The sequence below is a fragment of the Pseudomonadota bacterium genome (assembly GCA_039028155.1).
GTDB lineage: Bacteria > Pseudomonadota > Alphaproteobacteria > SP197 > SP197 > JANQGO01.
In genome coordinates this window covers 1-22952 of record JBCCIS010000047.1, presented here as the reverse complement: position 1 = coordinate 22952, position 22952 = coordinate 1, and the positions used below count along the sequence as shown (strand labels likewise).

General features: G+C 63.0%; 23 protein-coding genes. 13 read left to right on the top strand and 10 right to left on the bottom strand.

What is annotated here, in order from left to right:
* Nucleotides 1–48: 48 nt before the first annotated feature.
* Genes AAF563_19910 through AAF563_19900 form a run of 3 tightly spaced genes read left to right on the top strand, consistent with a single transcriptional unit; the run spans nucleotide 49 to nucleotide 4454 of the window.
* Nucleotides 49–2154 carry a 3-hydroxyacyl-CoA dehydrogenase NAD-binding domain-containing protein gene (locus AAF563_19910; protein ID MEM7123551.1) on the top strand — a complete coding sequence of 702 codons (2106 nt, stop codon included), beginning with the start codon at nucleotides 49–51 and terminating at the stop codon, nucleotides 2152–2154.
* A 3-nt stretch (nucleotides 2155–2157) separates the two neighbouring features.
* A complete protein-coding gene (locus AAF563_19905) occupies nucleotides 2158–3342 on the top strand; it encodes an acetyl-CoA C-acyltransferase (protein ID MEM7123550.1) in 1185 nt (394 codons plus the stop codon).
* 32 nt (nucleotides 3343–3374) lie between these two features.
* On the top strand, nucleotides 3375–4454 hold the full coding sequence (locus tag AAF563_19900) for a phosphotransferase family protein (GenBank protein MEM7123549.1): 1080 nt from the start codon (nucleotides 3375–3377) through the stop codon (nucleotides 4452–4454).
* Nucleotide 4455: 1 nt separating this feature from the next.
* Here AAF563_19900 and msrA read toward each other — a convergent pair whose 3' ends face one another.
* From msrA to AAF563_19885, 3 genes are all read right to left on the bottom strand, one after another.
* Nucleotides 4456–4932 carry a peptide-methionine (S)-S-oxide reductase MsrA gene (msrA, locus tag AAF563_19895; protein MEM7123548.1) on the bottom strand — a complete coding sequence of 159 codons (477 nt, stop codon included), beginning with the start codon at nucleotides 4930–4932 and terminating at the stop codon, nucleotides 4456–4458.
* A gap of 56 nt (nucleotides 4933–4988) precedes the next feature.
* On the bottom strand, nucleotides 4989–5759 hold the full coding sequence (locus AAF563_19890) for an SDR family oxidoreductase (protein MEM7123547.1): 771 nt from the start codon (nucleotides 5757–5759) through the stop codon (nucleotides 4989–4991).
* 74 nt (nucleotides 5760–5833) lie between these two features.
* Entirely contained in the window at nucleotides 5834–6703 is an 870-nt protein-coding gene (locus AAF563_19885; protein ID MEM7123546.1) for a GNAT family N-acetyltransferase, read from the bottom strand.
* A gap of 329 nt (nucleotides 6704–7032) precedes the next feature.
* On the opposite strand from AAF563_19885, the gene AAF563_19880 reads away from it, so the two are divergent.
* Nucleotides 7033–8229 (top strand): acyl-CoA dehydrogenase family protein, encoded by a 1197-nt coding sequence (locus AAF563_19880; protein MEM7123545.1) that lies wholly within the window; start codon nucleotides 7033–7035, stop codon nucleotides 8227–8229.
* Nucleotides 8230–8285: 56 nt separating this feature from the next.
* Entirely contained in the window at nucleotides 8286–9416 is a 1131-nt protein-coding gene (locus tag AAF563_19875; GenBank protein ID MEM7123544.1) for an acyl-CoA dehydrogenase family protein, read from the top strand.
* A gap of 3 nt (nucleotides 9417–9419) precedes the next feature.
* Here AAF563_19875 and AAF563_19870 read toward each other — a convergent pair whose 3' ends face one another.
* Together AAF563_19870 and AAF563_19865 are read right to left on the bottom strand one after the other, a co-directional pair.
* Nucleotides 9420–9686: a hypothetical protein gene (locus tag AAF563_19870; protein ID MEM7123543.1), complete on the bottom strand. Its 267-nt coding sequence runs from the start codon at nucleotides 9684–9686 to the stop codon at nucleotides 9420–9422.
* A 47-nt stretch (nucleotides 9687–9733) separates the two neighbouring features.
* Nucleotides 9734–10756, bottom strand: a complete 1023-nt coding sequence (locus AAF563_19865) for an NADP-dependent oxidoreductase (protein ID MEM7123542.1) — start codon at nucleotides 10754–10756, stop codon at nucleotides 9734–9736.
* 167 nt (nucleotides 10757–10923) lie between these two features.
* On the opposite strand from AAF563_19865, the gene AAF563_19860 reads away from it, so the two are divergent.
* The 7 genes from AAF563_19860 to AAF563_19830 all read left to right on the top strand — a co-directional run bounded on the left by AAF563_19860 (nucleotide 10924) and on the right by AAF563_19830 (nucleotide 17154).
* Nucleotides 10924–11364 carry an MOSC domain-containing protein gene (locus AAF563_19860; protein ID MEM7123541.1) on the top strand — a complete coding sequence of 147 codons (441 nt, stop codon included), beginning with the start codon at nucleotides 10924–10926 and terminating at the stop codon, nucleotides 11362–11364.
* Between the two features lie 114 nt (nucleotides 11365–11478).
* Nucleotides 11479–11898, top strand: coding sequence for a GNAT family N-acetyltransferase (locus AAF563_19855; GenBank protein MEM7123540.1), 420 nt, complete (start codon nucleotides 11479–11481; stop codon nucleotides 11896–11898).
* A gap of 52 nt (nucleotides 11899–11950) precedes the next feature.
* Entirely contained in the window at nucleotides 11951–12556 is a 606-nt protein-coding gene (locus tag AAF563_19850; protein MEM7123539.1) for a cysteine hydrolase, read from the top strand.
* A gap of 134 nt (nucleotides 12557–12690) precedes the next feature.
* Complete coding sequence (locus AAF563_19845) at nucleotides 12691–13758, top strand: hypothetical protein (GenBank protein MEM7123538.1); 1068 nt, start codon at nucleotides 12691–12693, stop codon at nucleotides 13756–13758.
* A gap of 121 nt (nucleotides 13759–13879) precedes the next feature.
* Nucleotides 13880–14752, top strand: a complete 873-nt coding sequence (locus tag AAF563_19840) for a DUF4396 domain-containing protein (protein MEM7123537.1) — start codon at nucleotides 13880–13882, stop codon at nucleotides 14750–14752.
* A 23-nt stretch (nucleotides 14753–14775) separates the two neighbouring features.
* Entirely contained in the window at nucleotides 14776–15156 is a 381-nt protein-coding gene (locus tag AAF563_19835) for an MAPEG family protein (protein MEM7123536.1), read from the top strand.
* 45 nt (nucleotides 15157–15201) lie between these two features.
* Nucleotides 15202–17154, top strand: coding sequence for an FAD-dependent oxidoreductase (locus tag AAF563_19830; GenBank protein ID MEM7123535.1), 1953 nt, complete (start codon nucleotides 15202–15204; stop codon nucleotides 17152–17154).
* A gap of 50 nt (nucleotides 17155–17204) precedes the next feature.
* On the opposite strand, the gene AAF563_19825 is transcribed toward AAF563_19830, so the two are convergent.
* Nucleotides 17205–17939: a DUF502 domain-containing protein gene (locus AAF563_19825; protein MEM7123534.1), complete on the bottom strand. Its 735-nt coding sequence runs from the start codon at nucleotides 17937–17939 to the stop codon at nucleotides 17205–17207.
* Between the two features lie 164 nt (nucleotides 17940–18103).
* On the opposite strand from AAF563_19825, the gene AAF563_19820 reads away from it, so the two are divergent.
* Complete coding sequence (locus AAF563_19820; GenBank protein ID MEM7123533.1) at nucleotides 18104–18895, top strand: NAD(P)-dependent oxidoreductase; 792 nt, start codon at nucleotides 18104–18106, stop codon at nucleotides 18893–18895.
* An 18-nt stretch (nucleotides 18896–18913) separates the two neighbouring features.
* Here the strand turns inward: AAF563_19820 and AAF563_19815 are convergent, their stop codons facing one another.
* The 4 genes from AAF563_19815 to AAF563_19800 all read right to left on the bottom strand — a co-directional run bounded on the left by AAF563_19815 (nucleotide 18914) and on the right by AAF563_19800 (nucleotide 22592).
* Nucleotides 18914–19675: a Sir2 family NAD-dependent protein deacetylase gene (locus AAF563_19815; GenBank protein ID MEM7123532.1), complete on the bottom strand. Its 762-nt coding sequence runs from the start codon at nucleotides 19673–19675 to the stop codon at nucleotides 18914–18916.
* 22 nt (nucleotides 19676–19697) lie between these two features.
* Entirely contained in the window at nucleotides 19698–20414 is a 717-nt protein-coding gene (locus AAF563_19810) for a Crp/Fnr family transcriptional regulator (GenBank protein MEM7123531.1), read from the bottom strand.
* Nucleotides 20415–20637: 223 nt separating this feature from the next.
* On the bottom strand, nucleotides 20638–21381 hold the full coding sequence (locus AAF563_19805) for a TfuA-like protein (protein MEM7123530.1): 744 nt from the start codon (nucleotides 21379–21381) through the stop codon (nucleotides 20638–20640).
* Nucleotides 21378–22592, bottom strand: coding sequence for a YcaO-like family protein (locus AAF563_19800; GenBank protein MEM7123529.1), 1215 nt, complete (start codon nucleotides 22590–22592; stop codon nucleotides 21378–21380). Before AAF563_19800 ends, AAF563_19805 begins: the two co-directional genes overlap by 4 nt.
* Nucleotides 22593–22952 lie beyond the last annotated feature (360 nt).

Sequence of the window (22952 nt, the reverse complement as noted above, 5' to 3'; positions counted from 1 at the left end):
CCGGCAGCGGCAACTAAGACACTTACTTCGCAGTTGCGGGAGAAGCTCATGTCCTTGGTGAACTACGAGAAGCGTGGCGCGGTCGGCGTCTTGACGGTGACCAACCCGCCGGTCAACGCCATGAGCCCAGGCGTTCCCAAGGGCATCGTAAACGGAGTCGCGGAAGCGAATGCCGACGATGACGTTCACGCGATTGTCCTGATCGGCGCCGGGCGCGGCTTCATCGCCGGTGCCGACATCCGTTACTTCTCCCTGCCCTGGCCCGACGGTGAAGAAAACTTCTCCGACGTCATCAGGAGTTTTGAAGGCAGCGCCAAACCCGTCATCGCGGCGATCCACGGTCACGCCCTTGGCGGCGGTCTGGAAGTCGCCATGGCCTGCCATTACCGCGTCATCGTGCCGACGGCCCAGGTCGGTCAGCCGGAGGTCAAGCTCGGCTTTCCGCCGGGCGCCGGCGGCACCCAGCGGCTGCCGCGCCTGGCTGGCGTCAAAGTCGGGCTAGACATGATCGTCTCGGGTAATCCCGTGCGTGCGCCGCGCGCCGCCGAATTCGGCATTGTCGACAAGGTAATCGACGGTGACCTGCTTGAAGGCGCGCTCGCCTTCGCGGAGGAGAAGGTGGCGTCGGGCGGCCCGCACCGCCTGGCGCGCGACCTCGACGCCAAGCTCGACGACGCCGGGATCTTTGATGCCAAGCGCCAGGAGATCAAACGCCGGGCCCGCGGCATGCGCGCGCCCTATGCCTGTATCGAATGTGTCGAGGCCGCCGTCGACCGGCCGTTTGACGAGGGCGTCAAGCGGGAGCGCGAGATCTTTGAGGACTGCGTAAAGTCCGACGAATCGAAGGCGCTGCGGCACGTCTTCTTCGCCGAGCGCGCGGCCGGCAAGATCCCCGGTATTGCGAAGGATATCGAACTGAGGCCCGTCAAAACGGCAGGCGTTCTGGGCGCCGGCACCATGGGTGGCGGCATCGCCATGAACTTCGCCAACGCGGGCATCCCGGTGCGTATTCTGGAGCAGAACCAGGAAGCGCTCGACAAGGGCATGGCGCGGATCGAGAAAAACTATGCCAACACCGTCTCAAAGGGTCGGCTTTCGCAGGACGACATGGACAAGCGCATGGGTCTCATCGAGCCAGTGCTCGATTATGCCGCGCTCAGCGATGTCGACATGGTGATCGAGGCGGTGTTCGAGACCATGGATGTCAAAAAGGACGTCTTCGCCAAGCTCGATGCGGTGTGCAAACCCGATACGATCCTGACCAGCAACACGTCTTATCTGAATGTCGACGAGATCGCCGCGACCGTGCCGGACCGCTCAGGCAACGTCCTGGGCACCCACTTCTTCAGCCCGGCGAACGTCATGCGCCTCCTAGAAGTCGTGCGTACGGAAAACGTCAGCGATCAGGTGCTGGCAACGGTCATGGATGTCGGTAAACGCATGCGCAAGCTGCCGATCGTCGCCGGCGTCTGCCACGGTTTCATCGGCAACCGCATGCTGGAGGGATACTTCGGCGAAGCCGCGCTGATGGTTGAGGAAGGCGCCCCGCCCCAGCAGATCGACAAGGTGATGTACGATTTCGGCATGGCCATGGGGCCCTTGGCGGTGAGCGATCTGGCCGGCCTCGATATCGGCTGGAGCAAACGCAAGGACGCCGGTGGCGGCGAAGCGGCATATGAGCGCGGCAGCTTCGTCTCGAACAGGCTGTGCGAGATGGGCCGTTTCGGCCAGAAGACCGGGCGCGGCTATTACATCTACGAACAGGGCAACCGCACGCCCGTGCCCGACCCGGAGGTCGCGCAGCTGGCGAAAGACGCCGCCGCTCATTTCGGCTTGGAGACCCGGGAGTTCTCCGACCAGGAGATTCTGGAGCGCTGCATGTATCCGCTGGTCAACATCGGCGCGCAGATCCTGGATGAAGGTTTCGCGCTGCGCGCCAGCGATATCGATCTCGTCTACATCAACGGCTACGCCTTCCCAGTCTGGCGCGGCGGGCCCATGCATTGGGCCGGTACGGTCGGTCTGAAGACCGTCTATGATGCCGTCTGCCGCTACCACGACGAACTTGGGTTTGCCCATTGGAAACCATCGCCGCTGCTGAAACGGCTGGCCGACGAAGGCAAGACCTTCGAGGACTACGATCAGGAGGACTGAACCATGCGTGAAGCCGTCATCGTCTCCACCGCCCGCACGCCGATCGGCAAGGCCTATCGCGGCGCCTTCAACAACACCCACGGCATCACCATGACCGGCCACGTGATCGAGCACGCTGTTGAGCGCGCCGGCGTCGAACCCGCGGAGGTCGAGGATGTCATCATCGGCTGCGGCCTGCCGGAGGGCGCCACCGGCCACAACCATGCGCGCCTAGCGACGATCCGCGCCGGTCTGCCGGTAACGACGGCGGCGACCACCATCAACCGCTTCTGCAGTTCCGGCCTGCAGGCGATCAGCTCGGCCGCCCAGCGCGTCATCGTCGACCAGGTCGACGTCGCGGTCGCCGGCGGCGTCGAGCAGATCAGCCTGGTCCAGAACGACAACATGAACCATTACAAGGCGACCGAGGACTGGCTGATGGAGCACAAGCCAGCGCTTTGGATGTCGATGCTGGAGACCGCCGACACGGTCGCGGCGCGCTACGGCGTCAGCCGTGAGGCCCAGGACGAGTACGCCTTGCAGAGCCAGATGCGTACGGCCGCCGGCCAGCAGGCTGGCCGCTTCGACGACGAGATCGTGCCGCTTGCCTCGGTCAAGCTGGTCAAGGACAAGGAGACCGGCGAGATCAGTGAACAGGCAGTGACCCTGGAGAAAGACGAAGGCAACCGCCCGACCACAACGCTGGAAGGGCTCGCCGGTCTGGATCCTGTGCGCGGCGAGGATCAGTTCATCACCGCCGGCAACGCAAGCCAGCTTTCCGATGGTGCCTCGGCCTGCGTCGTCATGGAGGCCTCGACGGCGGCCAAACAAGGTATCGAGCCGATGGCGATCTATAAGGGCATGGTCGTCGCCGGCTGCGAGCCGGACGAAATGGGCATTGGCCCGGTGTACGCCGTGCCGAAGCTCCTGGAGCGCAACGGCCTCAAGGTGGACGACATCGACCTGTGGGAATTGAACGAGGCCTTCGCCGTCCAGGTTATCTACTGCCGCGACAAACTCGGCATCGACAACGAGAAACTCAATGTCGACGGCGGCTCGATCTCGATCGGCCATCCCTATGGCATGTCCGGCGCGCGCATGACAGGCCACGCCCTGATCGAAGGCAAACGCCGCGGCGCCAAGCACGCGGTCGTCACCATGTGCATCGGCGGCGGCCAGGGCATGGCCGGCCTGTTCGAGATTTGCTGACAGTTTGCTGATCGAAGCCTGAGACGCCACCCATGGCACCGCCGCATGAAACGGACGGCGTGACCGATCCCGAAACGATCGACGTCCGGGCGGACGAAACGCTTGATCTCACCCGGTTGGAACCGTGGCTGCGCGACAACCTGGAGGGCGCCGACGGTCCGCTTAGCGTCCGTCAGTTCGGTGGTGGCCACGCCAACCTGACCTACCTCCTGTCATTTGCCGACAACGAGTTTGTCCTGCGTCGACCGCCACTGGGTCCGGTGGCACCCAGCGCGCACGACATGACGCGCGAGCATCGTGTCCTGAAGGACCTGTGGCGCGCCTATCCATTGGCGCCACGTAGCTTCGTGCTATGCACCGACCCCGATATTCTGGGCGTCGACTTTCACGTGATGGAACGGCGCGATGGCTTCGTCATCCGCGCCAACAACACGACGGTCATCGACAGTGACCCCTCACTCTGCCAGCGGATCGGCCGCATGATCGTGGACAGTCTGGCGGACTTTCACCGGGTCGATCCGCAAGGCGTCGGTCTTAACGACCTTGGCCGCCCGGAGGGATTTGTCGAGCGGCAAGTCGGCGGTTGGGTGAAACGCTGGCATGCCGCCGTCGACGAACACGCGCCGGACGCCAGCGACTTGATCGGCTGGATTGAGGCGGACATCCCGGCCTCCGATCAGGTCACGCTGGTCCATAACGACTTCAAGCTCGACAACATCATGGTCGCCCATGACGATCCGGCGCGCGCGGTCGCCGTGCTCGACTGGGACATGTGCACACGTGGCGATCCGCTGCTCGATCTCGCCAACCTGCTGAATTACTGGGCCGAAACCACCGACAGCGAGCTACAACGCAAGGCCGCGTGGATGCCCACCGACCGTCCGGGCTTTCCGACCCGACAGGAGATTAGAGAGGCCTACGGCGAGCGGACGGGCTTCGACCTCTCGCGCCTTACTTGGTACGAGGTGTTTGGTGCGTTCAAGATCGCCGTGATCGTGCAGCAGATCTATATCCGCTACCTGCGCGGCCAGACCCAGGACGAGCGGTTCGCCGTCATGGACGAACGCGTGCGCGCCCTGATCGACAAGGCGAAGGCGTCAGCCGCCGCGTAGGTTAGCCGAACAGGCCGCCGAACTTGCTGCGGCGCTTTTCCAGGAACCTCTGGTGATAGTCTTCGGCCGGCCAGAAGGTCGGTGCGTCGACGATCTGCGTGACGATGGAACGGTCATCGGTACGTGCGTCTTGCCGCGCCCTCATCGACGCTTCGGCCGCGGCGCGTTGGTCGGTGTCATGGACAAAGATCGCCGAGCGGTACTGGCTTCCGACATCTGGTCCCTGGCGGTCCTTGGTTGTGGGATCATGGATCGACCAGAAGACATCGAGCAGCTCGTCATAGGTAATGCGCTGGGGATCGAACTCGATCTCGACCGCCTCTGCGTGGCCGGTCGTGCCGCTGCACACGGCTTCATAGGTCGGATTATCCAGCGTGCCGCCAATATAGCCGACCTGGGTCGCCGTCACGCCGGTGATCTGGCTGAAGGTCTCCTCCGGGCTCCAGAAACAACCCGCTGCGAATGTCGCCTTGACCATGGATTCGTTCCTCACACTGCTCATCACCCCAGAGATGGTGACGGAGGGTACCCGGGTCAAACGCTCGCAACAATGGTCGAGCCGCCATCAACGACAATTGTTTGGCCGGTGATGTAGCTGCCGGCCGCCGAGGCCAGGAAAACCGCCACGCCGGCGATATCGTCGGGCTCGCCCAGGCGGCGCAACGGGTAGCTTGCCTCGACCTGGGCGCGCCGTTCGGGGTTTTCCCAGAGCGCCCGCGCGAAATCGGTCTTGATCAGGCCGGGCGCGATGGCGTTGCAGCGAATGTTGTGCTCGCCCCATCTGACGGCGAGGTTCCGGACCATGGCGCTGTCGGCGGCCTTGGAGATGCCGTAGACGCCGATATCGTCGGTGCCCTTGATGCCGGCGATGCTGGACAAGAGGATCACAACGCCGTCGCGGCGTTCGGCCATCTGGGGCAGCAGCATGCGGGCGAGCCACAGGTTCGCCTTGATGTTGCTGTCCATAATCTTGTCGAAGGCTGATTCCTCGATGTCGGTCATCGGACCGTAGTGCGGGTTGACCGCGGCGTTGCCGACCAGGATGTCGACCTTGCCGAACGCCTTCATCGTCTGGTCGACGAGGTTCTCCAGTTGATCGATGTGGGAGACATTGCAGGCGACGGCGATTGCTTCGCCACCGGCCGCCGTGATGCCGTCGGCGACCTCCTGGCACTTGTCCAGTTTGCGGCTTGAGACCACAACCTTGGCGCCGGCCTCGGCCATGCGCTCGGCGATCGCTCGTCCGATCCCCTTTGAGCCGCCCGTCACGATGGCGACCTTGCCGGCCAACCCGAACATTTCCATGTGCACCTCCCCGCGCCCTGTCGGGCCCGAGCATACGCATCAGCGCGATGGATGCCAGTGGGCAGGGCGTCACATCACAGCCAAGGGCACTCGCATCGGACCAGGCGGTAGTGCAGCCAACCGGTTTCCTTGAGGCCGGCGTCCAGGCTCTCCTCGATGATGTCCATGACCGTGCCCTCGCCCAGTTGGGCGATCAAGCCGTTGGACTGGGCCGCGGCACTGAGCGAAGCGGTGACGGCTTCCTTCGATCCCACACCCTCGGCGACGAACTGGCCAATCTTGTACGCCGCCTCTTCCAGGTTCCTGAGGGCGACCGATGACGCTGCCGTGGTTACTCGCCAGAGCTCATAGCGGATGGTCGGGCCACACTGGTTGTCGGCATAGGCCACGAGCGGGTATCGACCGATCAAGCGCATGCCGAGGTTTTCGAGCAACCGGCACGACGCCTGGTTCAATCCGGCGAGCACGAGCGCCTCGACTGCCGCGATGTCGCCACGCCGGAAGAGGTGGCGCACGACCGCACCCACGACCTCGGTCGCGACGCCCTTGCCCCAGGTCTGACGGCCGAAGGCGTAATAGACCTCCGGGCCGTGGCCGACGTGCTCGAGCGGCTCGTCGACGGCGCAAAAGCCGATGAACTGACCGATATCACCGAATCGCCCATCGCGATCGAAGACACCCCAAATGCCGTTTTCCTGGTTCCGTTCAATCCAACCGTGGGTGATCGCGAGGCGCCGGTCGAGCGTCGACCAGTCGCAGATCAACGTCTTGACGACATCCGGATCCGCGCCCAGTTCGGCAAGCAACGGCGCGTCTTCCGGCGACAACGGCTTGAGGTCAAAACGCTCGGTCGCCAACACCGCATGGGGGGCCGTGCCGGTGCCACCATTGACCGCCTGCAACATCGGCGTCGTCTTGCCACCGGCATAAACTTCCGGGGCCATCTCGCCCGAAACCTTCGCCCATCCCGTGGCCCCTGCCCTGAGCGCGGTGGCCATCCGGGGTGTTGAGTGCTGTTTGGTCGATCTAATAGGCATGAGCCCCTCCGTTCGCGTCTGCGGCGGCGGGCACAAGGACACCACCGTGCAATCGGCGATTTGGGGAGCGTCATGTTTCAGTTAAATGTCATGTCCCAGAGGAGAAGTGTTTCAATTGCATCCGTCGCACGGGCGAGCCCAGATCGCTACGCAAGCGCGCAAAAAACCGTTCTCTTTGGCGCCAGATCAACTAGCATCCAATCCCTTACCGCCATTCTGGACTCTCGGAGACCGCCATGCAGATGAACCTGAGTGATGCCGATCGCGCCTTCCGCGACGAGGTCAGGGCGTTTCTTGCCGCCGAACTGCCGCCGGCGATCAGCGAGAAGGTCTTGGGCGGTCACGGTTTGAGCCGGGACGACTACGTCTCATGGCACAAGAAGCTCCACGCCAAGGGCTGGGCGTGCTCGCACTGGCCGACCGAGTACGGCGGCTGCGATTGGAGCCCGATCCAGCACTACATCTTCGAGACCGAGCTGGGTGAGGCCGGCGCACCTGGCGAGATGCCGTTTGGCCCTGACATGGTGGCGCCTGTCATCATGCACTTCGGCACCGAGGAACAGAAGAAACAGCATTTGCCCAGCATTCTCAACGCAGACGTCTTCTGGTGTCAGGGTTATTCGGAACCCAATTCCGGCTCCGACCTTGCCAGCCTAAAGTGCAAAGCAGTCCTGGACGGCGACCACTACGTGGTCAACGGCGGCAAGACGTGGACGACGATGGCCCATTGGGCCGACTGGATGTTCTGCCTGGTCCGCACCGACAGCAGCGGCAAGAAGCAGGAAGGTATCTCATTCCTGCTGATCGACATGAAGAGCCCGGGCATCACCATCAACCCGATCATCACCATGGAGGGCGGCCACGAGGTCAATACCGTCATGTTTGACGACGTGCGTGTGCCGGTCGCCAATCTGATCGGCGAGCAGGACAAGGGTTGGACCTATGCGAAGTTCCTGCTGGGGTATGAGCGTACCAACATGGCCGGCATACCCCAGGCCAAGCGCGCGTTGCGGCGCGTGAAGGAAATCGCGGCCAACGAAATGGACGGCGACAAGCCGCTGATCGACAACCCGCGCTTCCGTCACAAGGTGGCGGATACGGAAATTCAGATCCTGGCGCTGGAGGCGACCACCTTGCGTCTTCTGGCCGATCAGGTCGCCGGCAAAACGCCGGGCCCGGAAGCCTCATTCATCAAGATCCGCGGCACCGAGATCGATCAGGCGCTTACCGAACTCACCATGGACGCGGTCGGCAACTACGCCCTGCCCTTCATTCCCGAGGCCATGGAAGACGGCTGGAACGAGGAGCCGGTCGGCCCTGACTACGCCATGCCGGCGGCGCCGACCTACTTCAACACCCGCAAGGTGACGATCTATGGCGGCTCGAACGAGATCCAGAAAAACATCATCGCCAAGGCGGTGCTGGGTCTCTAGCATCCGCGAAAGTAGCGAATAACAAACTAATGTGACCCCGTGGGAGTGACGTGATGATCGACCTGGAGCTCTCCAGCGAGCAACAGTTGATAAAGGAGAGCGCCGACCGTTTCGTCGAGCGCGACTATCCGTTTAACGACCGCCGCGCGGCGGCGAAGAGCGAACAGGGTTTCCGGCCGGAAATCTGGAAGACCTTCGCCGAGTTGGGCTGGCTCGGGATAGGCCTGCCTGAAGACGTCGGCGGGTTCGGCGGCGCCAAGGATGTCGCCATCCTCTCTGAGTCTCTCGGCAAGGGCCTGGTCAACGAGCCGTTCCTGGCAAGCGTCGTTCTGGGCGGCGGCACGCTGGCGCGGGCTGGTACGCCGGCGCAGCAGCAGGACGTCTTGCCTTCCCTCGTGGCCGGCGAGACGCTGCTTGCGTTTGCCCACGGCGAGCGACAATCACGCAACGACATCGCCGCGGTGACGACCACCGCCAAAAGCCAAGGCGGCGGCTACCGCCTGGACGGCGCGAAGTCGGTCGTGCTGAACGGTGATACGGCCGACCGCCTGGTGGTGAGCGCCCGCACGGCCGGCGGCGACCGTGACGAGGACGGTCTCTCGCTGTTTTTGGTCGACACCGATGCAAAGGGCGTGAGCCGCAGGGGATACGCCACGAACGACGGCAGCCGCGCCGCCGAGATCGTGTTCGAAGGCGTGGAGGTCCCCTCAGACGCGCTGATCGGTGAGGAAGGTGCGGCCTATCCGATCATCGAGGAAACCGTCGACCGCGGCGCCGCGGCGCTATGCGGCGAGGCACTCGGCCTGATGGCGGCCTTGAACGACCTCACCATCGACTACTCCAAGACCCGCGAGCAGTTCGGTCAACCGATCGGCAAGTTCCAGGCGCTGCAGCACCGCATGGTCGACATGTTCGTTGCGCTTGAAGAAGCGCGCTCCCTCACCACGGTCTACATGAACGATGTCGACAGCGATGACCGGGACGAACGCCGCCTGGCGGTCTCGGCCATGAAGGCGCAGATCGGCAAGTCAGGCCGCCTCGTCGGTCAGGAGGCGATTCAGCTCCACGGCGGTATCGGTATGACCGAAGAATACGCGGCGGGCCATTACTTCAAGCGCCTGACCATCGTCGCCCGGCTGTTCGGCGACATCGACTGGCACCTCGAACGGTTCGCGGCGCTTAGCTAGACGTCACGGGCATTCGACGTTCGCGCAGAGCTCGTCGGCCGCACGCACGTCATCGGGCATCTGACAGCACAGCGTCTCTTCGGTGACCCGATCGGTCTCCGCATCCTTGGCGCTGCTGTCATCGCCCAACGGGATGTCGATCTGATCGCTGTCGGGATCGACAGTGCCAGGTTCGATGTTCAGCAAATCGGCGTCGGGGTCATCGTATTGGGCATGGACAGTGGCCGGCGTCAGCATAAGAACGACCATAAGCGACAAGACAATACGCATCGTAAGACTCCACCCTAAACCGTTGAATACATGCATCCGGTGATTCACTAGGCCGGCTCGTCGGAAACCCGGATGATCAGCTTACCGAAGTTGTCGCCGCTGAACAGGCCATTGAACGCGCTTGGCGCGTTCTCCAGCCCGTCGACAATGGTCTCGCGATAGGTCAGGCGGCCATCCTTGATCCAGCCCGCCATCTCGGCGAGCGCCGCGGCGTGCTTATCGGCGAAGTCGGTTACCAGCAGTCCTTCCATGCGCGCGCGCTTGACGATGAACTTCCAGAGCTCGTCGGGCACCATCTCCGGAGCGGTGGCGTTGTAGCCGGAAATCGTGCCGCATACGGCGACGCGGCCGTGAAGATTGAGTTGATCGAACGCGGTGCGGCCGATCACACCGCCGACGTTCTCGAAGTAGACATCGATGCCGTCCGGGCAGGCCGCGCGCATGGCATCGGCAATGTCGCCGCATGCCTTGTAGTTGAAGCAGGCGTCGTAGCCGCAGTCGTCCAGGCAGTAGGCCACCTTGGCGTCCGATCCGGCGCAGCCGGCGACACGACAGCCCTTGATCTTGGCGATCTGCCCGACCGTCGCCCCGACGGCGCCAGACGCGGCGGAAACGAAGACGGTTTCTCCCGCCTTGGGCTGACCGACCTCCAGCAGACCGTGATAGGCGGTCAACCCTGGCATGCCGAGCACGCCGAGCGCGGTTGTCAGCGGCGCCAACGTCGGATCGAGCTTGCGAAGATGATTCCCGGGGAAGACAGCGTAGTCCTGCCACCCGGAATAGGCTTCGACCACTTCGCCGACCGCCACGGCGGAAGACTTGGACTCAACGACCTCGCCGACCGTACCACCGACGATAACCTCGCCAAGGCCGATCGGCGCCTCATAGGACTCCGCATCGTCCATCATGCCGCGCATGTAGGGGTCGAGGCTGAGATAGATCGTGCGGACCAGAGCCTCGCCCTCGCCCGGTTCAGGCAAAGGACCCTCAACAAGCTTCAGGTCATCGTCGGTCGGCAATCCGACCGGGCGTTTGGCGAGGGTGATCTGGCGATTGGTCGTTGTCGTCATGCTATCCGCCCTTTTCTTGGGATCCTGGCAAGCGAAAGAGGCGCCTTTGCGACACGCCTGCCTGCTGGGACCAAGCATAACCTGCATCGCTGGGGCTGAAACCTTGCGCGACACCGCCATAGACGACAGGATGCGCCCCGATCAATCAGGAAGCGGAGATACCGGCCATGACGGGACGTGTTCTTTCGATCGCACGCAGAGAGAAGTCGCGGGCGCCCATGGAAGAAATCAAGGAAACCGGCGTCTCGCTGGAGGCCGGCGTTGACGGCGACTACCGCGGCGACCCCGACGACCGGCAAGTCACCGTCCTGACCAAAGAAAGCTGGCAGGCGGCCTGCGACGAGCTGGGCAAGGAAATCCCCTGGACGACCCGGCGCTCCAACATCTTGATCGAAGGACTGCGCGTCGAGGGCAAGGTCGGCAAGACCATCCGAATTGGCGATCTGGCGCTTCAGATCACCGGCGAGACCGACCCGTGCAACCGCATGGAAGAACAGGTCGCCGGTCTGCGCCAGGCCCTGACGCCGGATTGGCGCGGCGGCGTCACCTGCCGTGTCACGTCGCCGGGCCATGTCGCGGTCGGCGACGCCGTCGCGTTGGAAGACTGAGGAGCCCTTCCAACGCCTGACAACACCATCCAGATACGCCTGGCGCAACGCGAAGACCTGCAGGCCTGCCGCCTGATCGAGAACGACGCTGCCGGTGTTTTTGTCGAGATCGGCATGGCCGAGATCAGCAATGACCCGCCGACCGACATTGAAACCCTTCGCGAGGCGCAAGCAGAGTCGCAGCTTTGGGTCGCCTGCGACGGCAACGATGTGCCGATCGGGTTTGTTCTTGCCCGGCTCGTCGACGGCGCGCTCTATATCCAGGAGCTCGATGTGATGCGTGCCTATCAGCGCCGTGGCATTGGTGGACGGTTGATCGCCGCGGTCTGTGATGCCGCCCGGGATCGCGGCGACAGCACCGTCATGCTCTCGACCTTCGCCGATGTTCCATGGAACGCGCCCTACTACGAGCGGTTAGGCTTCCGGCGTCTAGAGCATGCCGAATTGACACCAGCCTTGCGGGCGATCGAAGCCGAGGAAGCCGCGTTTGGGCTGGATACGACCCGGCGGGTGTTCATGGGCCGCACGCTGTAGGCGCACGCCGGCAAAAGGCCTAGAATGGTCCGATCCGACGAAGGAGGTTCCGATGCCAGCTTTTATCGAAGGACAGCCGGTCCTGATCGTAATCGACATTCAAGGCGGCAATAACGACGACTCCGGTGATTCAGGCATTCCCTATATGGGGGACCGTGACCGACTGCTCGACAACGCCGAAAAACTGGTCGGCGCCGCGCGGCAGAACGGCATCCCGCTTGTGTTCATCCAGGAGGTGCATCGCCCGGACCACGTCGATTTTGGCCGGGAACTCGACGGCAGCGAGGACGTCCACTGTGTCGACGGCGTGCCCAGCACGGCCATTCATCACCGCGTGCGGCCGCAAGAGGGCGAGTATCACATCGTAAAACGGCGCTATTCGGCGTTTTTCGGCACCGATCTGGAAATCCTGCTGAAAGGTCTGAAGGCCGATACCCTGATCCTGTGCGGCGAACTGACCGATGTCTGCGTCCACTACACCTTTGTCGACGGCCATCAACACGACTACTACATGCGCGTGGTCGAGGATTGCGTTGGCGGTTCCACTTATGCCCGTCACGAGGCGTCGCTGGATGCCATGGAGTATCTGCAGACCGGCGCGCGGTGCTCGACGGCCGATGTGATCGCGGCGTTCGATCGCCTGAAGAAAGCCGCCTAAGCCCCGGACTTAGCTGGGGAAAATCCGCTTGTATCTGTCAGCGAGATGACTTGTAGAGAGCGTTGAACTGCTAGGTGCAGCTCAACCCTCAACTTATTGAAATGTCATGATTTTGCCTGCATTTGCGCGTCACCATGGCGGTCATGGGCAGGTGGTGGACATACGCGGCAATCGTCTTGTTCTGGGTGGCGGCCATCGCGGCGGTCGTGATCGTTTTGGCCGACGATCGTACGGATGCGATGGTGGTTCATGACGCCCTGCGCGCCACGATGACCGCTGACGACTTTGCCGCGCGCATCGAGTCGGCCCTGGCCGCCGACGACATCGAGACCGCCGACGTCTACGCCGAAACTGCGACGTTTGCGGGTTACAGCCTGCCTCCCGAGGTGCACGCCGAGCTGAACGAAGCCCACGGCATCTGGCAGAGCACCTGGCGCGAAAGCACCAGCTTCGCGACGGGTTTCGTGACCGGCGAGACCGACGACCTCGCCTCGTTCGGCGGCGCCGTGGCATCCGACCTGACCGTCGTCGGCGATGTCCGGGACATCGCCCTTGAGGGCAGTGCGATGGTCGCGGGCGAACCCTATGATGAGTTCATTCTGATCCTGTCTGGCGTCGGCTTAGGCATCACCACGGCGACCTGGGCAACAGGCGGCGCGGCGCTGCCGGTCAGGGTCGGTGCATCGGTAACGAAAGCCGCGAAGCGCACGGGACGCTTGGCCGCTCCCCTGCTCGACGACATGGTCGGTATGGCCCGCCAGGCCATCGACATGCCCCGGTTGAAGACGGACCTGGCCGGCATCGACGCCACCGACATCGCCGGATTGAGACGCGTCGCCGGTAAACATCTGGAAACGGCCCGCCATAGTCGCCTCGTCGCGACACTGGACGAGGTCGGCGATATCGCCTCGCGTCTCGGCCCGGCGGAAACGCTGCGCATCCTACCTCATATCGAAAGCGCCGCGGAGATCGGCGGGGTCGCCGCCATGGCCAAGGTGCTTGGCAAGAAAACGCGTGCGGTCATCGAACTCACCGGCAAGACAAGCCTGCGCCTGTTCAAGCGTGGCTGGCCCCTGATGCGCATTCTTGTTGCCGCGCTCTATGGCGTTCTGGCCTCGATCCCCGGCTGGATCGCGTGGCGCATAACACGCCGTCTCGCCCGGTTCACCTACCTTCGATTGATGCGGCCTGCGGCTGTTTGACACGACCACTTCACAGATCGAGCCTATGCGTCCACCATGAGTGTCGGAAGGGGGGCAAGATGGTCGACGCAGCGCCAAACGGCCGGCCGTCCATAGAGGCGATCCATGGGAAGCATCCGTCATGCTGATGGGAGCTTTGCTTGTCTGGTACGTGTTGACGTTCGGCGCGGTGGTCTTCGTCATCTGGGATCAGACAACGAATACGCCTTCCGTTGGTGTCATGAAACTGGCCTGGGTGCTGGTCATGCTCTACACCGGCCCGATTGGTCTGTTCGTCTACCTGCTGAGTTGCCGCCAGCCGCTGCCTGGCACGCATGACGCCTTTATCGCGCCGCACTGGAAACAGACCATCGGGTCGATGGCGCACTGTCTGGCGGGCGACGCCACCGGCATCATCATCTCTGCCGCCATCGTCTATCACTTCATGCTGCCGAACGGCATCGATCTGATCATCGAGTACCTGTCGGCCTTCGTGGTCGGGCTCCTGGTCTTCCAGGCGCTGTTCATGAAGTCCATGTTCGGCAGCTACTGGGTCGCGGTCAGGAAGACCTTCTTCGCCGAGACCGTCTCCATGAACATGGTGATGTTCGGCATGATCCCGACCATGGTCATCCTGATGCACGTGGTGCCCGACGGCGACAATCCCTGGAACCCCGCCTTCTGGGGTGTCATGTCCGTGGCGACGATGATCGGCGGGATCACCGCCTATCCGATAAACTCCTGGCTGGTCGGCAAAGGCTACAAGCACGGCATGATGACGGCGTCGTCAGCCGATAAGCCTGCGGCCGCGATGGGCAGTCATGGCGAGCACGCCGGCCATGCCATGAGCGGCCACGCCCATCATGGCGGCCACGAAGGTGGCGGCGGGCACCACCACGCCAGTGGCATGCCCGAACCGAGCGGTACCACCGTCGTTACCGTGTCGTTGGGTACATTCGTGCTTATGTTGGCTGCCGCGGCGGTTGCGTCACGCTTCGCACCGATCTCGTTCTAACCCGCCAAAGGAGGCGCCGAACCATGGCCTTTGTCGCGTTGGTCACACTACTCGCTCTCGGTTTCTATATGTTTCTCGCGGCGCGCACGGCGCAACACCGTGGCAAAGCGGGCATCAAGGCGCCGGCGACCGTTGGTGACGAAAAGTTCGAGCGCGCCTTCCGCATTCATCAGAATACCGCCGAGCAGATGATCTTCTTTCTGCCCAGCATGTGGATCTGCGGCTACTTTGTGACGTGGACCTGGGCCGGAATCGGCGGCCTGATTTGGATCGCCGGACGTGTCCTTTATGCCGTCAGCTACAAAAACGACCCACCCAGCCGTGGGCCGGGTTTCTTGATCGCTTTCGCCGCCGCCTCGATTTTGTGGCTCGTCGGCCTTATCGGCGCTTTTTCTACGCTGTAGAGGAAGGTATGCTCGGGGCCGGCAGGATCCAGGACCTAGAGCACCATGACGGCGTTCCCCCATCTCTTCTCGCCCATCAAGGTCGGCCCGGCGACCTTCAAGAACCGCATCTTCTCGACCGGTCACATGACATGTCTGCTCGACGGCTTTCTGCCGGATGATCGTTTCGTCGCCTATCACGAGGCGCGCGCGCGGGGCGGCGCCGGCCTCATCATCACCGAGGCGGCCGCGCTGCACTGGACCTCCGGTCGGCGCAATCTGAACGCCGGCGACGACGCGTGCATCCCGGGCTACCAGCGCACGGCCGAAGCCGTTCACGCCCATGGCTGCGCGATCTTCGGGCAACTCGGCCATGGTGGTGTCTACGGTGTCGGCACCACCGATGGGTCGCTTGGTGTTCCCTACGGCCCCTCCGAATACACCTCCGAGCGCTCGCACATGGTGTCGCGGGCGTTGTCGGCGGTAGAGATCGCCGACCTGGTCAAGGCCTATGGCGCGGCGGCGGCGCGCATGAAACGGGCGGGTTTGGACGGTGTCGAAATTCTGTCGAGCCACAGCCTGCTGCCCGCGCAGTTTCTGAACCCGCACATCAACCGGCGCACCGATGCCTATGGCGGTAGCCTTGAGAACCGCATGCGGTTCCTGCGCGAGGTCATCGCCAGCGTGCGCGACGCGGCCGGCGGCGAACGGATCGTCGGCATGCGCATTTCCGGTGACGAAATGCACGGGGATGGCGGTGATCCCGACGAGTTGATGGAGGTCTGCCGCATGATCGGCAACGACGGCGGCCTCGACTATCTAAACGTTATCGCCGGTTCGATGATCGCCCTGAAGGGCTCGATCCACGTCGTGCCGCCGATGAACATCGAACACGGCTATCTGGCGCCGATGGCACACGCCGTCAAAAAACTGGTCGATATCCCCGTCTTCGTCGCCGGGCGAATCAACCAGCCGCAGGAAGCCGAGAACATCATCGCCGGCGGTCAGGCCGACATGTGCGGCATGACGCGCGCGCAGATCTGCGATCCCGAGATGGCGAACAAGGCAAAGGAAGGCCGGACCGATGACATCCGCGCCTGCATTGCCTGCAACCAGGCCTGCATCGGCCACATGCAGGTCGGCCTCGGTATATCCTGCATCCAGCATCCCGAAACCGGGCGCGAGGTCGACTACGGCGAGCGCCAACCCACCGCCGAGCCGCGCAAGGTCATGGTCATCGGCGGCGGTCCCGCCGGCATGAAAGCAGCCGCGGTCGCCGCCGAACGCGGCCATGACGTCACACTCTACGAAGCGACTGGCCAGCTGGGCGGCCAGGCGCAGCTGGCGCAGATGCTGCCGGGCCGCGCGGAGTTTGGCGGCATCGTCACCAACCTGACACGCGAGATGGAGATCGCCGGTGTCAAGGTGCAGAAGAACACAGCCATCGATATGGCGCAGGTCGAGCGGGAGGCGCCGGACGCGGTCATCCTGGCCACCGGCGCCCTGCCCCGCCGGCCAGAAATCGAAGGCGCGGATGAAGCCCATATTGTCGATGCCTGGGCGGCGCTTAAGGGTGAGGCCAATGTAGGCAGCCGCGTTGTCGTCGCCGACTGGCGGTGCGATTGGATCGGGCTCGGCATGGCCGAGAAGCTGGCGCGCGACGGCTGCTCGGTGACACTCGCCGTCGACGGCTACATGCCCGGCCAGCGCATCCAGATGTACGTGCGCGACCGCTGGGTCGGCGAGCTGCACAAGCTGGGAGTCGACATCGTTCCCTATGCCCGCCTGTTCGGCGCCGATGCCGACAGCGTCTATCTACAGCATGCGACGTCAGGCGAGCCGATCATCGTCGACGAGGTCGACACACTGGTCACGTCATTGGGCCACACCTCCGTCGACGCGCTCGCCGAGGCGCTGGAGAACTGGTCCGGAGACCTCTTCATGGCCGGCGACTGCCTGAGTCCGCGCACCTGCGAGGAAGCGGTGCTGGAAGGGTTAAAGGCGGGCGTGGCGGTCTGATTGCGCGTGACCGGCCATCCGGGATGACAAATCAATGTCGGGAGTCTGCCTTATCGAGCGTCCTTGTCGTCTGATGTGCTCGTCTTGTCCGTCTCCTCCGGCGGTTCGGCGCTCTTCGAGTAGTTCATGGTCTCCTGCGAGACAGCGCCGCCGGAGACGATGAAGGTCATCGCCTCGTCAAAGGTCCATGTCGTCGAGATGACACGGTCGACCGGCACGATCTCCAGATAGCCGCTGGTCGGGTTGGGCGTGGTCGGCACGTAGACGGCGGCGAGCTCGTCGCCCGTGTCCGCGTCTTTCAGTGTCTTCGTGACGAAGCCCACCGCCTTCATCTCCGGTGACGGAAAATCGATCAGAACGACGCGCTGCACGCCGTCGGGTTTTTGTTTGAGCGCGCCGAGCAACTGGCTGACGGCGCCATAGATCGTCTGAACCAGGGGGATGCGCTGCATCAGCATGTCGAACGCGCCGATCAGCCGGCGCCCAATCACCATGCTGGCGAGAACGCCGAGCAGGTAGAGCAGCACGATCACCATGAAGACCGAGAGCGCCGGCACCAGCCACGGCTCCAGAAGGAAGTCCGCGATGTCCGGGTTGACCCGGCGGAAGGAGCGCGCCAGGCCCTGGGCGAGCGGCTGGCCGATCTGGGACAAGAGGCGGAACAAGAACGCCAGGACGAACCAGGTCACCATGAGAGGGATGGCCGTCAACAGGCCGGTCAGCAGGTGGCGCCGGATCCGGGCGGTTAGTTTGGGTCTTGTCTCAGACTTTTTGTCTTTGGCCACGGGGCGGTCTCCTCGGGTGCCGGCAAGAGAGCGCGCCAAGCATACAGTTTTCGGCCGGGATCATCAGCCTAACGCGTTGTACAGACTATCTTTCTGACCGATCAGCCATCATGATGCCGCCACATTGAGGAACCGATCCGGACAAACCGACCATGCGGGTACTGATGACGGGCGCTGCTGGCCACATAGGCCGTGTTCTGCGCGAGAAACTGGCCGGGCGCTACGACCTGCTGCGGCTAAGTGACGTGGCTGACATACCGTCCACCGGACCGGGCGAAGAATTCGTCAAGGCGGAGCTGGCCGATATGGCGGACGTGCGGGCGGCCATCGATGGCATGGATGCCGTGATCCATCTGGGCGCGATACCTAGTGAGGATTCGTGGGAGAGAATCCTGCCCGCGAACATCATCGGCACCTACAACATCTTTGAGGCCGCGCGTGAAGCCGGTGCGCGCCGAATCATCTTCGCCAGTTCCAATCACGCGATTGGCTTTTATCGCCGCGATCACCCGATCGACGATCGGGTACCCCAACGGCCGGACACCCGTTACGGTCTCTCCAAGGCGTTTGGCGAAGACGTCGGCAGCCTCTATGTCGACAAACACGGGTTCGATGTCATGGCGATGCGCATCGGCTCGTTCCAGGCGGAACCGCTGGACGCCCGGCAACTCGCGACTTGGCTAAGCTACGGCGACATGGCGCGGCTGGTCACGACCGGCCTTGAGGCGCCAAAGCTGGGCATGACGATCGTCTACGGCATTTCGCGCAACACGCGGTCATGGTGGGACAACCGGCGCGCGTTCGAACTGGGGTATGACCCCCAGGATAACGCCGAGGACTTTGCCGATCGTTTGTTGGCGGTCGACCCGCCCGAGCCCGGCGGGCGTGTCGCCCACGTCCTGCAAGGCGGTATCTTTCCGGAGATGGAATACAGCGGCGATCCAGATCGGCTTTAGAGCAGATCGTGCCGCCGATTAGTTGACGCCGGTCGCCGCGCCCAGCGTGGGCCCGATTTCGCCATGAATCACAAAGTCTGCGATTTCATCAAGGTCGGTCGCCTCGCGGTTGACAATGACCAGAGTTGCGCCGTTCCGTTTGGCCAGCATCGGGAAACCGGCGGCCGGGAACACGACAAGCGATGAGCCGAGGACAATGAAAAGGTCGGCCGACAACGTGGCAATCTCGGCCCTCGCCATCTGATCTTCCGGCATCGCTTGGCCGAACGAAATCGTCGCGAGCTTGACGATACCGCCGCAGGAGTCGCAGATCGGCAGCGTTTCGTCAGCCTCGAACACCGCGCGAACGTGATCGAGACCGTAGTGCGCGCCACAATCCAGGCATTCGGCATAGGTCGCGTTGCCATGCAGCTCAATCACCTTCTCCGCCGGCACGCCAGAGTTTTGATGGAGGCCGTCGATATTCTGAGTAATGACACGGCTGACCTTGTCCTGGCGGACGAGATGGGCGACGGCGCGGTGACCGCGGTTGGGCTCGGCTTTACCCAGCTCCCCGCGCAAGGAAAAATGCCGGCGCCAGTACTCGCGGCGCGCTTCCTCCGATGCCATGAAGTCATCGAACTGAATTGGTTTGAACTTCGTCCAGATGCCACCAGGGCTGCGGAAATCCGGAATACCGGACTCCGTGCTGATGCCAGCGCCGGTGAAGACGACAGCGTCAGCACTCTCATCCAGCAGGCAGCGCAGCGTCTTGATGTCGTGATCCAGGCCGTCGGTCATTGTGGGCGTCCAGTCACCACGTTCAGTCGACCTGGTCGCGGCCGCCGAAATCGCGCAGTGCAATCATGTTCGTGACATGAATGTAACCCCCGGCGGATCCGATCATGCCTTTGTGCTCCAGAAGCTTAAGGCCCTTGTTGATGCTCTCCCGGGTTGCGCCCAGCATCTGGCCAAGGCTCTCCTGCGACAGCTTGAGATCGATCAGCAGGCCGTCGTCGGTCTCGCGTCCGTATTGATCGCTTAGCACCATCAACCGCTTGGCCAGGCGATGGGGGATGTCCAGAAACATCGTGTCTTCGATGATATCGCTGGTCCAGCGTAGCCGGTCACACAATACGCCCATCAAACGAATGGCGAGACGGGGGTGGCACTCCAGGAAGTTCAGGAAATCCGAACGTTCGACACAGAGCAGCTCGCTTTCGTCCATGGCGACCGCGTTGGCGGTGCGAGGCTTGCCGTCCAACAGGGCGATCTCGCCCAGAACATCGCCCGCCTTCAGCATGTTCAGCAGGATGGATTTGCCGGACTCCGATTCCGTGGTGATGCCGACCCGACCACTGATGATCGCGAAGAGGCGGTCGCCGGGGTCGGCCTTTTGAAAGATCACGCGGTCGGCGGGATAGGTCAGGATGCTGGCGAGCCCAAGAAACTCATCCATTTCGTCGGGCTCAAGCTGGCCCAAGAGCTCGTTGCGCCGGAGCGCCTCGAGATCAACACGTGTCTTCACGCGATCGGTCACGCCGTCATCCACACTTGCGCTGGGGGTGTGCATGACATGCAGGGCCGCCCCGTGGCCCGCCGCTCGCCCCCCAAATGAACAGCAATGTCAGAGTGTCACGCCGCCTGTCTTCGAACAAGCACAACCGGGTGACAATCGGCGGGCCGGCCCCTTCGATTGGGCATCCATTGCAGCGGCCTATGTCAGCAAGGTCAGATCGTTCGCCTGCTAATGACGCGCGTTCTTAAGACGCGTCCTGCGCGACGGTGCGGATGGCCCGGTCCCACAGCGTCGTGTATTCGAAGTGGTAGCGCACGTCCTTCGGTGGCGTGTCGGCCTTAAGCTGCTGACGCATGGTGCGCAGCAACAGGATCGCGTCGTCTCGCTTTTGATCGGCCCGTCCCGTCTGCAGCCAGAACGAGAACGCATCAACCTCGCGCCGGTCGATCGCGTACTCGCGCGCCAGTTCGAACAGGTTGGCGTAACTGCGATCCTTGTAGGACAGCGTCTTGGCCAACTCTTCCAGGCGCTTGTGGGTCGCCTGACCGATCACATGGTGGTGCAGGGCATCCGACAGCGTGCGCCGGATGTTGACCATGGCTTCCGAAAGCGCGGGGTAACCCAGCTCCGCGGGACCATGGATCACAGCGACTTCGTCATCGTCTTCGATCAGGCCGTCACGATAGGCCTCGAACACCGCGCCGATGCCGACCATGCCGAAGGGGTGAAGCTCGGCCGCGCGAAGCGCGCCCATGCTGGACGCGCCATAGACATGCACGCCATGGGTCATGGCGAACAGAATCTCTTTATGCCAGACACTCGGCACGTTCTCGAAGTAACCGTCGATGATGCCGATCGCGCGCGGCTTGTCGTTCGCGACAAGCCGCGTGATGTCGCCCTCCGAGACCGGCGGCATGAACGTTGCGTCGAGTTCCTTGCGGGCATCTTCCAGTGTGATCGAAGGCCCGATGAAAACGTGAATGCTCATGTCCGCCTCTTCAGAAGCTTGCGGGCTCGTTCACCTGGAACGTACTTCGGCGAATGGTCCATGCCCTCAAGGCCGGGGATAATGACCCGGACGACGGGGATGCCAAATTCCGACTTCGTCAGGTCGACGGCGACGATCTGGTTCACACCGACCTCCTGGAGCCGCTCGACCTCCCAGGCGATGTCCTCTTCGAACGAACCGCCGACAAAGGTCGCCATCTCCTGAAAGTCGCGGCCGTCCCAGGTCGATTCCATGTAGGACAGCCAGATCTTGTGGGTTTCGGGATCAAGGAAGCTGTCATAGTCGGAGCGCCAGAGATCGTCGCGCGCGCCGGAAATGAACGTCAGGCGGCTCTGCGCCGCCTCAGTCAGGGCACGCGACAAGGCAATCTGGCGCGCCGGGTGACAGCCCATGCCGCTGGCCGGTCTGTAGTCGTTATAGGGCGGCGGCGCCTCCTGAAGGATCCGGCACAGAAAGGCGGGCATGCCGATATCCGACGTGACCTCCCAGACCGCGACCAAAACGCCGGCATCAGCGTACTTGTCCAAGAGTTCGCGGCAACCGGCATCATCGACCGTGTCCAGGTTGACGCGCGTGCGCTCCTGCTCTTCTGAGTCAAGCAGGTGCCACAGTGTCACAGCGTCGCGTTCGACAACCTCGGAGATGCCATGCGAGATGGCCTCGAACAGATGATTGCCCGACGCCAGTCCATTCGAACTGGGCACGAAACAACCGTGGCCTGTTGGCAGCGGCAACGTATAGTCCAGGTGCACCATCTCATAGGGTACCCAGACCCCCTGATCGGATATCAGGTCCCGCCCTTCTATCCACAAGAGTTGGGTATGGGGCGTATAGAGACTGTCCGTCAGGTGCGGTAGCCGATCAACGTCGACCACGTTGTGGTTGTAGCGAATATCCTCGTAACTACCCAACATCAGGGGCAGAGAGATGCGCTCGGCGTGGAAGCTCTCAACTGATTCCATCAGACCAGATGCCTTTGCCGCGTCAAGTGATGCGCCCTTGCCCTGTGCTACCGAGATCGACCGCGAATTCGGCCGGCTCACCATTACTACCGGAATGCCAATAGTATCCAGTCCTGTGACATTGGCTATACGTGTTATCCCCATCACCGGCATCAAGGGTTTGATGCGCTCGACGGTCTGTCTTGGCGAAATCAGGCGGTGCGTTCCGGCATCGTATGCCTTTTGCACAGACGCCACGCCTGCCAGCGGGTTGCCCGGCGCTGCCGCTAGCAATGTGTTTGTTGCGCGCATGATGTTCTTCTCGTGCTGACGGCTTGACAGTTATGCATGACAGGAAGAACGCTGCCGGCGCGCGGACAAAGTGGCGGGCTTGCGCCGCACCGGCCGTTTTGGCCGCAACGGTTGCCCACTCGTTGTTACCGCCCGCGTCACCGGCAGCGTTCAAGTCATCCTACCTCAGGTATGACCAGGCTCGATCGCGAAACGACCGGAAGCATGGTCGCCCGCCTCGATGGCGAAGCGGCCAGCCGCGTGATCGTCACCGGGCTCGATCGCGAAACGACCGGAAGCATGGTCGCCCGCCTCGAT

Bases quoted from the DNA above. Each gene is read 5' to 3' on its own strand.
- AAF563_19835 (MEM7123536.1), top strand. From the start codon at position 14,776: ATGGCCTTTGTCGCGTTGGTCACACTACTCGCTCTCGGTTTCTATATG.
- AAF563_19870 (MEM7123543.1), bottom strand. From the start codon at position 9,686: ATGCGTATTGTCTTGTCGCTTATGGTCGTTCTTATGCTGACGCCGGCC.
- AAF563_19840 (MEM7123537.1), top strand. From the start codon at position 13,880: ATGCTGATGGGAGCTTTGCTTGTCTGGTACGTGTTGACGTTCGGCGCG.
- AAF563_19830 (MEM7123535.1), top strand. From the start codon at position 15,202: ATGACGGCGTTCCCCCATCTCTTCTCGCCCATCAAGGTCGGCCCGGCG.
- AAF563_19890 (MEM7123547.1), bottom strand. From the start codon at position 5,759: ATGGAAATGTTCGGGTTGGCCGGCAAGGTCGCCATCGTGACGGGCGGC.
- msrA (MEM7123548.1), bottom strand. From the start codon at position 4,932: ATGGTCAAGGCGACATTCGCAGCGGGTTGTTTCTGGAGCCCGGAGGAG.
- AAF563_19910 (MEM7123551.1), top strand. From the start codon at position 49: ATGTCCTTGGTGAACTACGAGAAGCGTGGCGCGGTCGGCGTCTTGACG.
- AAF563_19905 (MEM7123550.1), top strand. From the start codon at position 2,158: ATGCGTGAAGCCGTCATCGTCTCCACCGCCCGCACGCCGATCGGCAAG.
- AAF563_19865 (MEM7123542.1), bottom strand. From the start codon at position 10,756: ATGACGACAACGACCAATCGCCAGATCACCCTCGCCAAACGCCCGGTC.
- AAF563_19850 (MEM7123539.1), top strand. From the start codon at position 11,951: ATGCCAGCTTTTATCGAAGGACAGCCGGTCCTGATCGTAATCGACATT.
- AAF563_19885 (MEM7123546.1), bottom strand. From the start codon at position 6,703: ATGGCCCCGGAAGTTTATGCCGGTGGCAAGACGACGCCGATGTTGCAG.
- AAF563_19845 (MEM7123538.1), top strand. From the start codon at position 12,691: ATGGCGGTCATGGGCAGGTGGTGGACATACGCGGCAATCGTCTTGTTC.
- AAF563_19815 (MEM7123532.1), bottom strand. From the start codon at position 19,675: ATGACCGACGGCCTGGATCACGACATCAAGACGCTGCGCTGCCTGCTG.
- AAF563_19880 (MEM7123545.1), top strand. From the start codon at position 7,033: ATGCAGATGAACCTGAGTGATGCCGATCGCGCCTTCCGCGACGAGGTC.
- AAF563_19855 (MEM7123540.1), top strand. From the start codon at position 11,479: ATGGCCGAGATCAGCAATGACCCGCCGACCGACATTGAAACCCTTCGC.
- AAF563_19820 (MEM7123533.1), top strand. From the start codon at position 18,104: ATGACGGGCGCTGCTGGCCACATAGGCCGTGTTCTGCGCGAGAAACTG.
- AAF563_19860 (MEM7123541.1), top strand. From the start codon at position 10,924: ATGACGGGACGTGTTCTTTCGATCGCACGCAGAGAGAAGTCGCGGGCG.
- AAF563_19900 (MEM7123549.1), top strand. From the start codon at position 3,375: ATGGCACCGCCGCATGAAACGGACGGCGTGACCGATCCCGAAACGATC.
- AAF563_19805 (MEM7123530.1), bottom strand. From the start codon at position 21,381: ATGAGCATTCACGTTTTCATCGGGCCTTCGATCACACTGGAAGATGCC.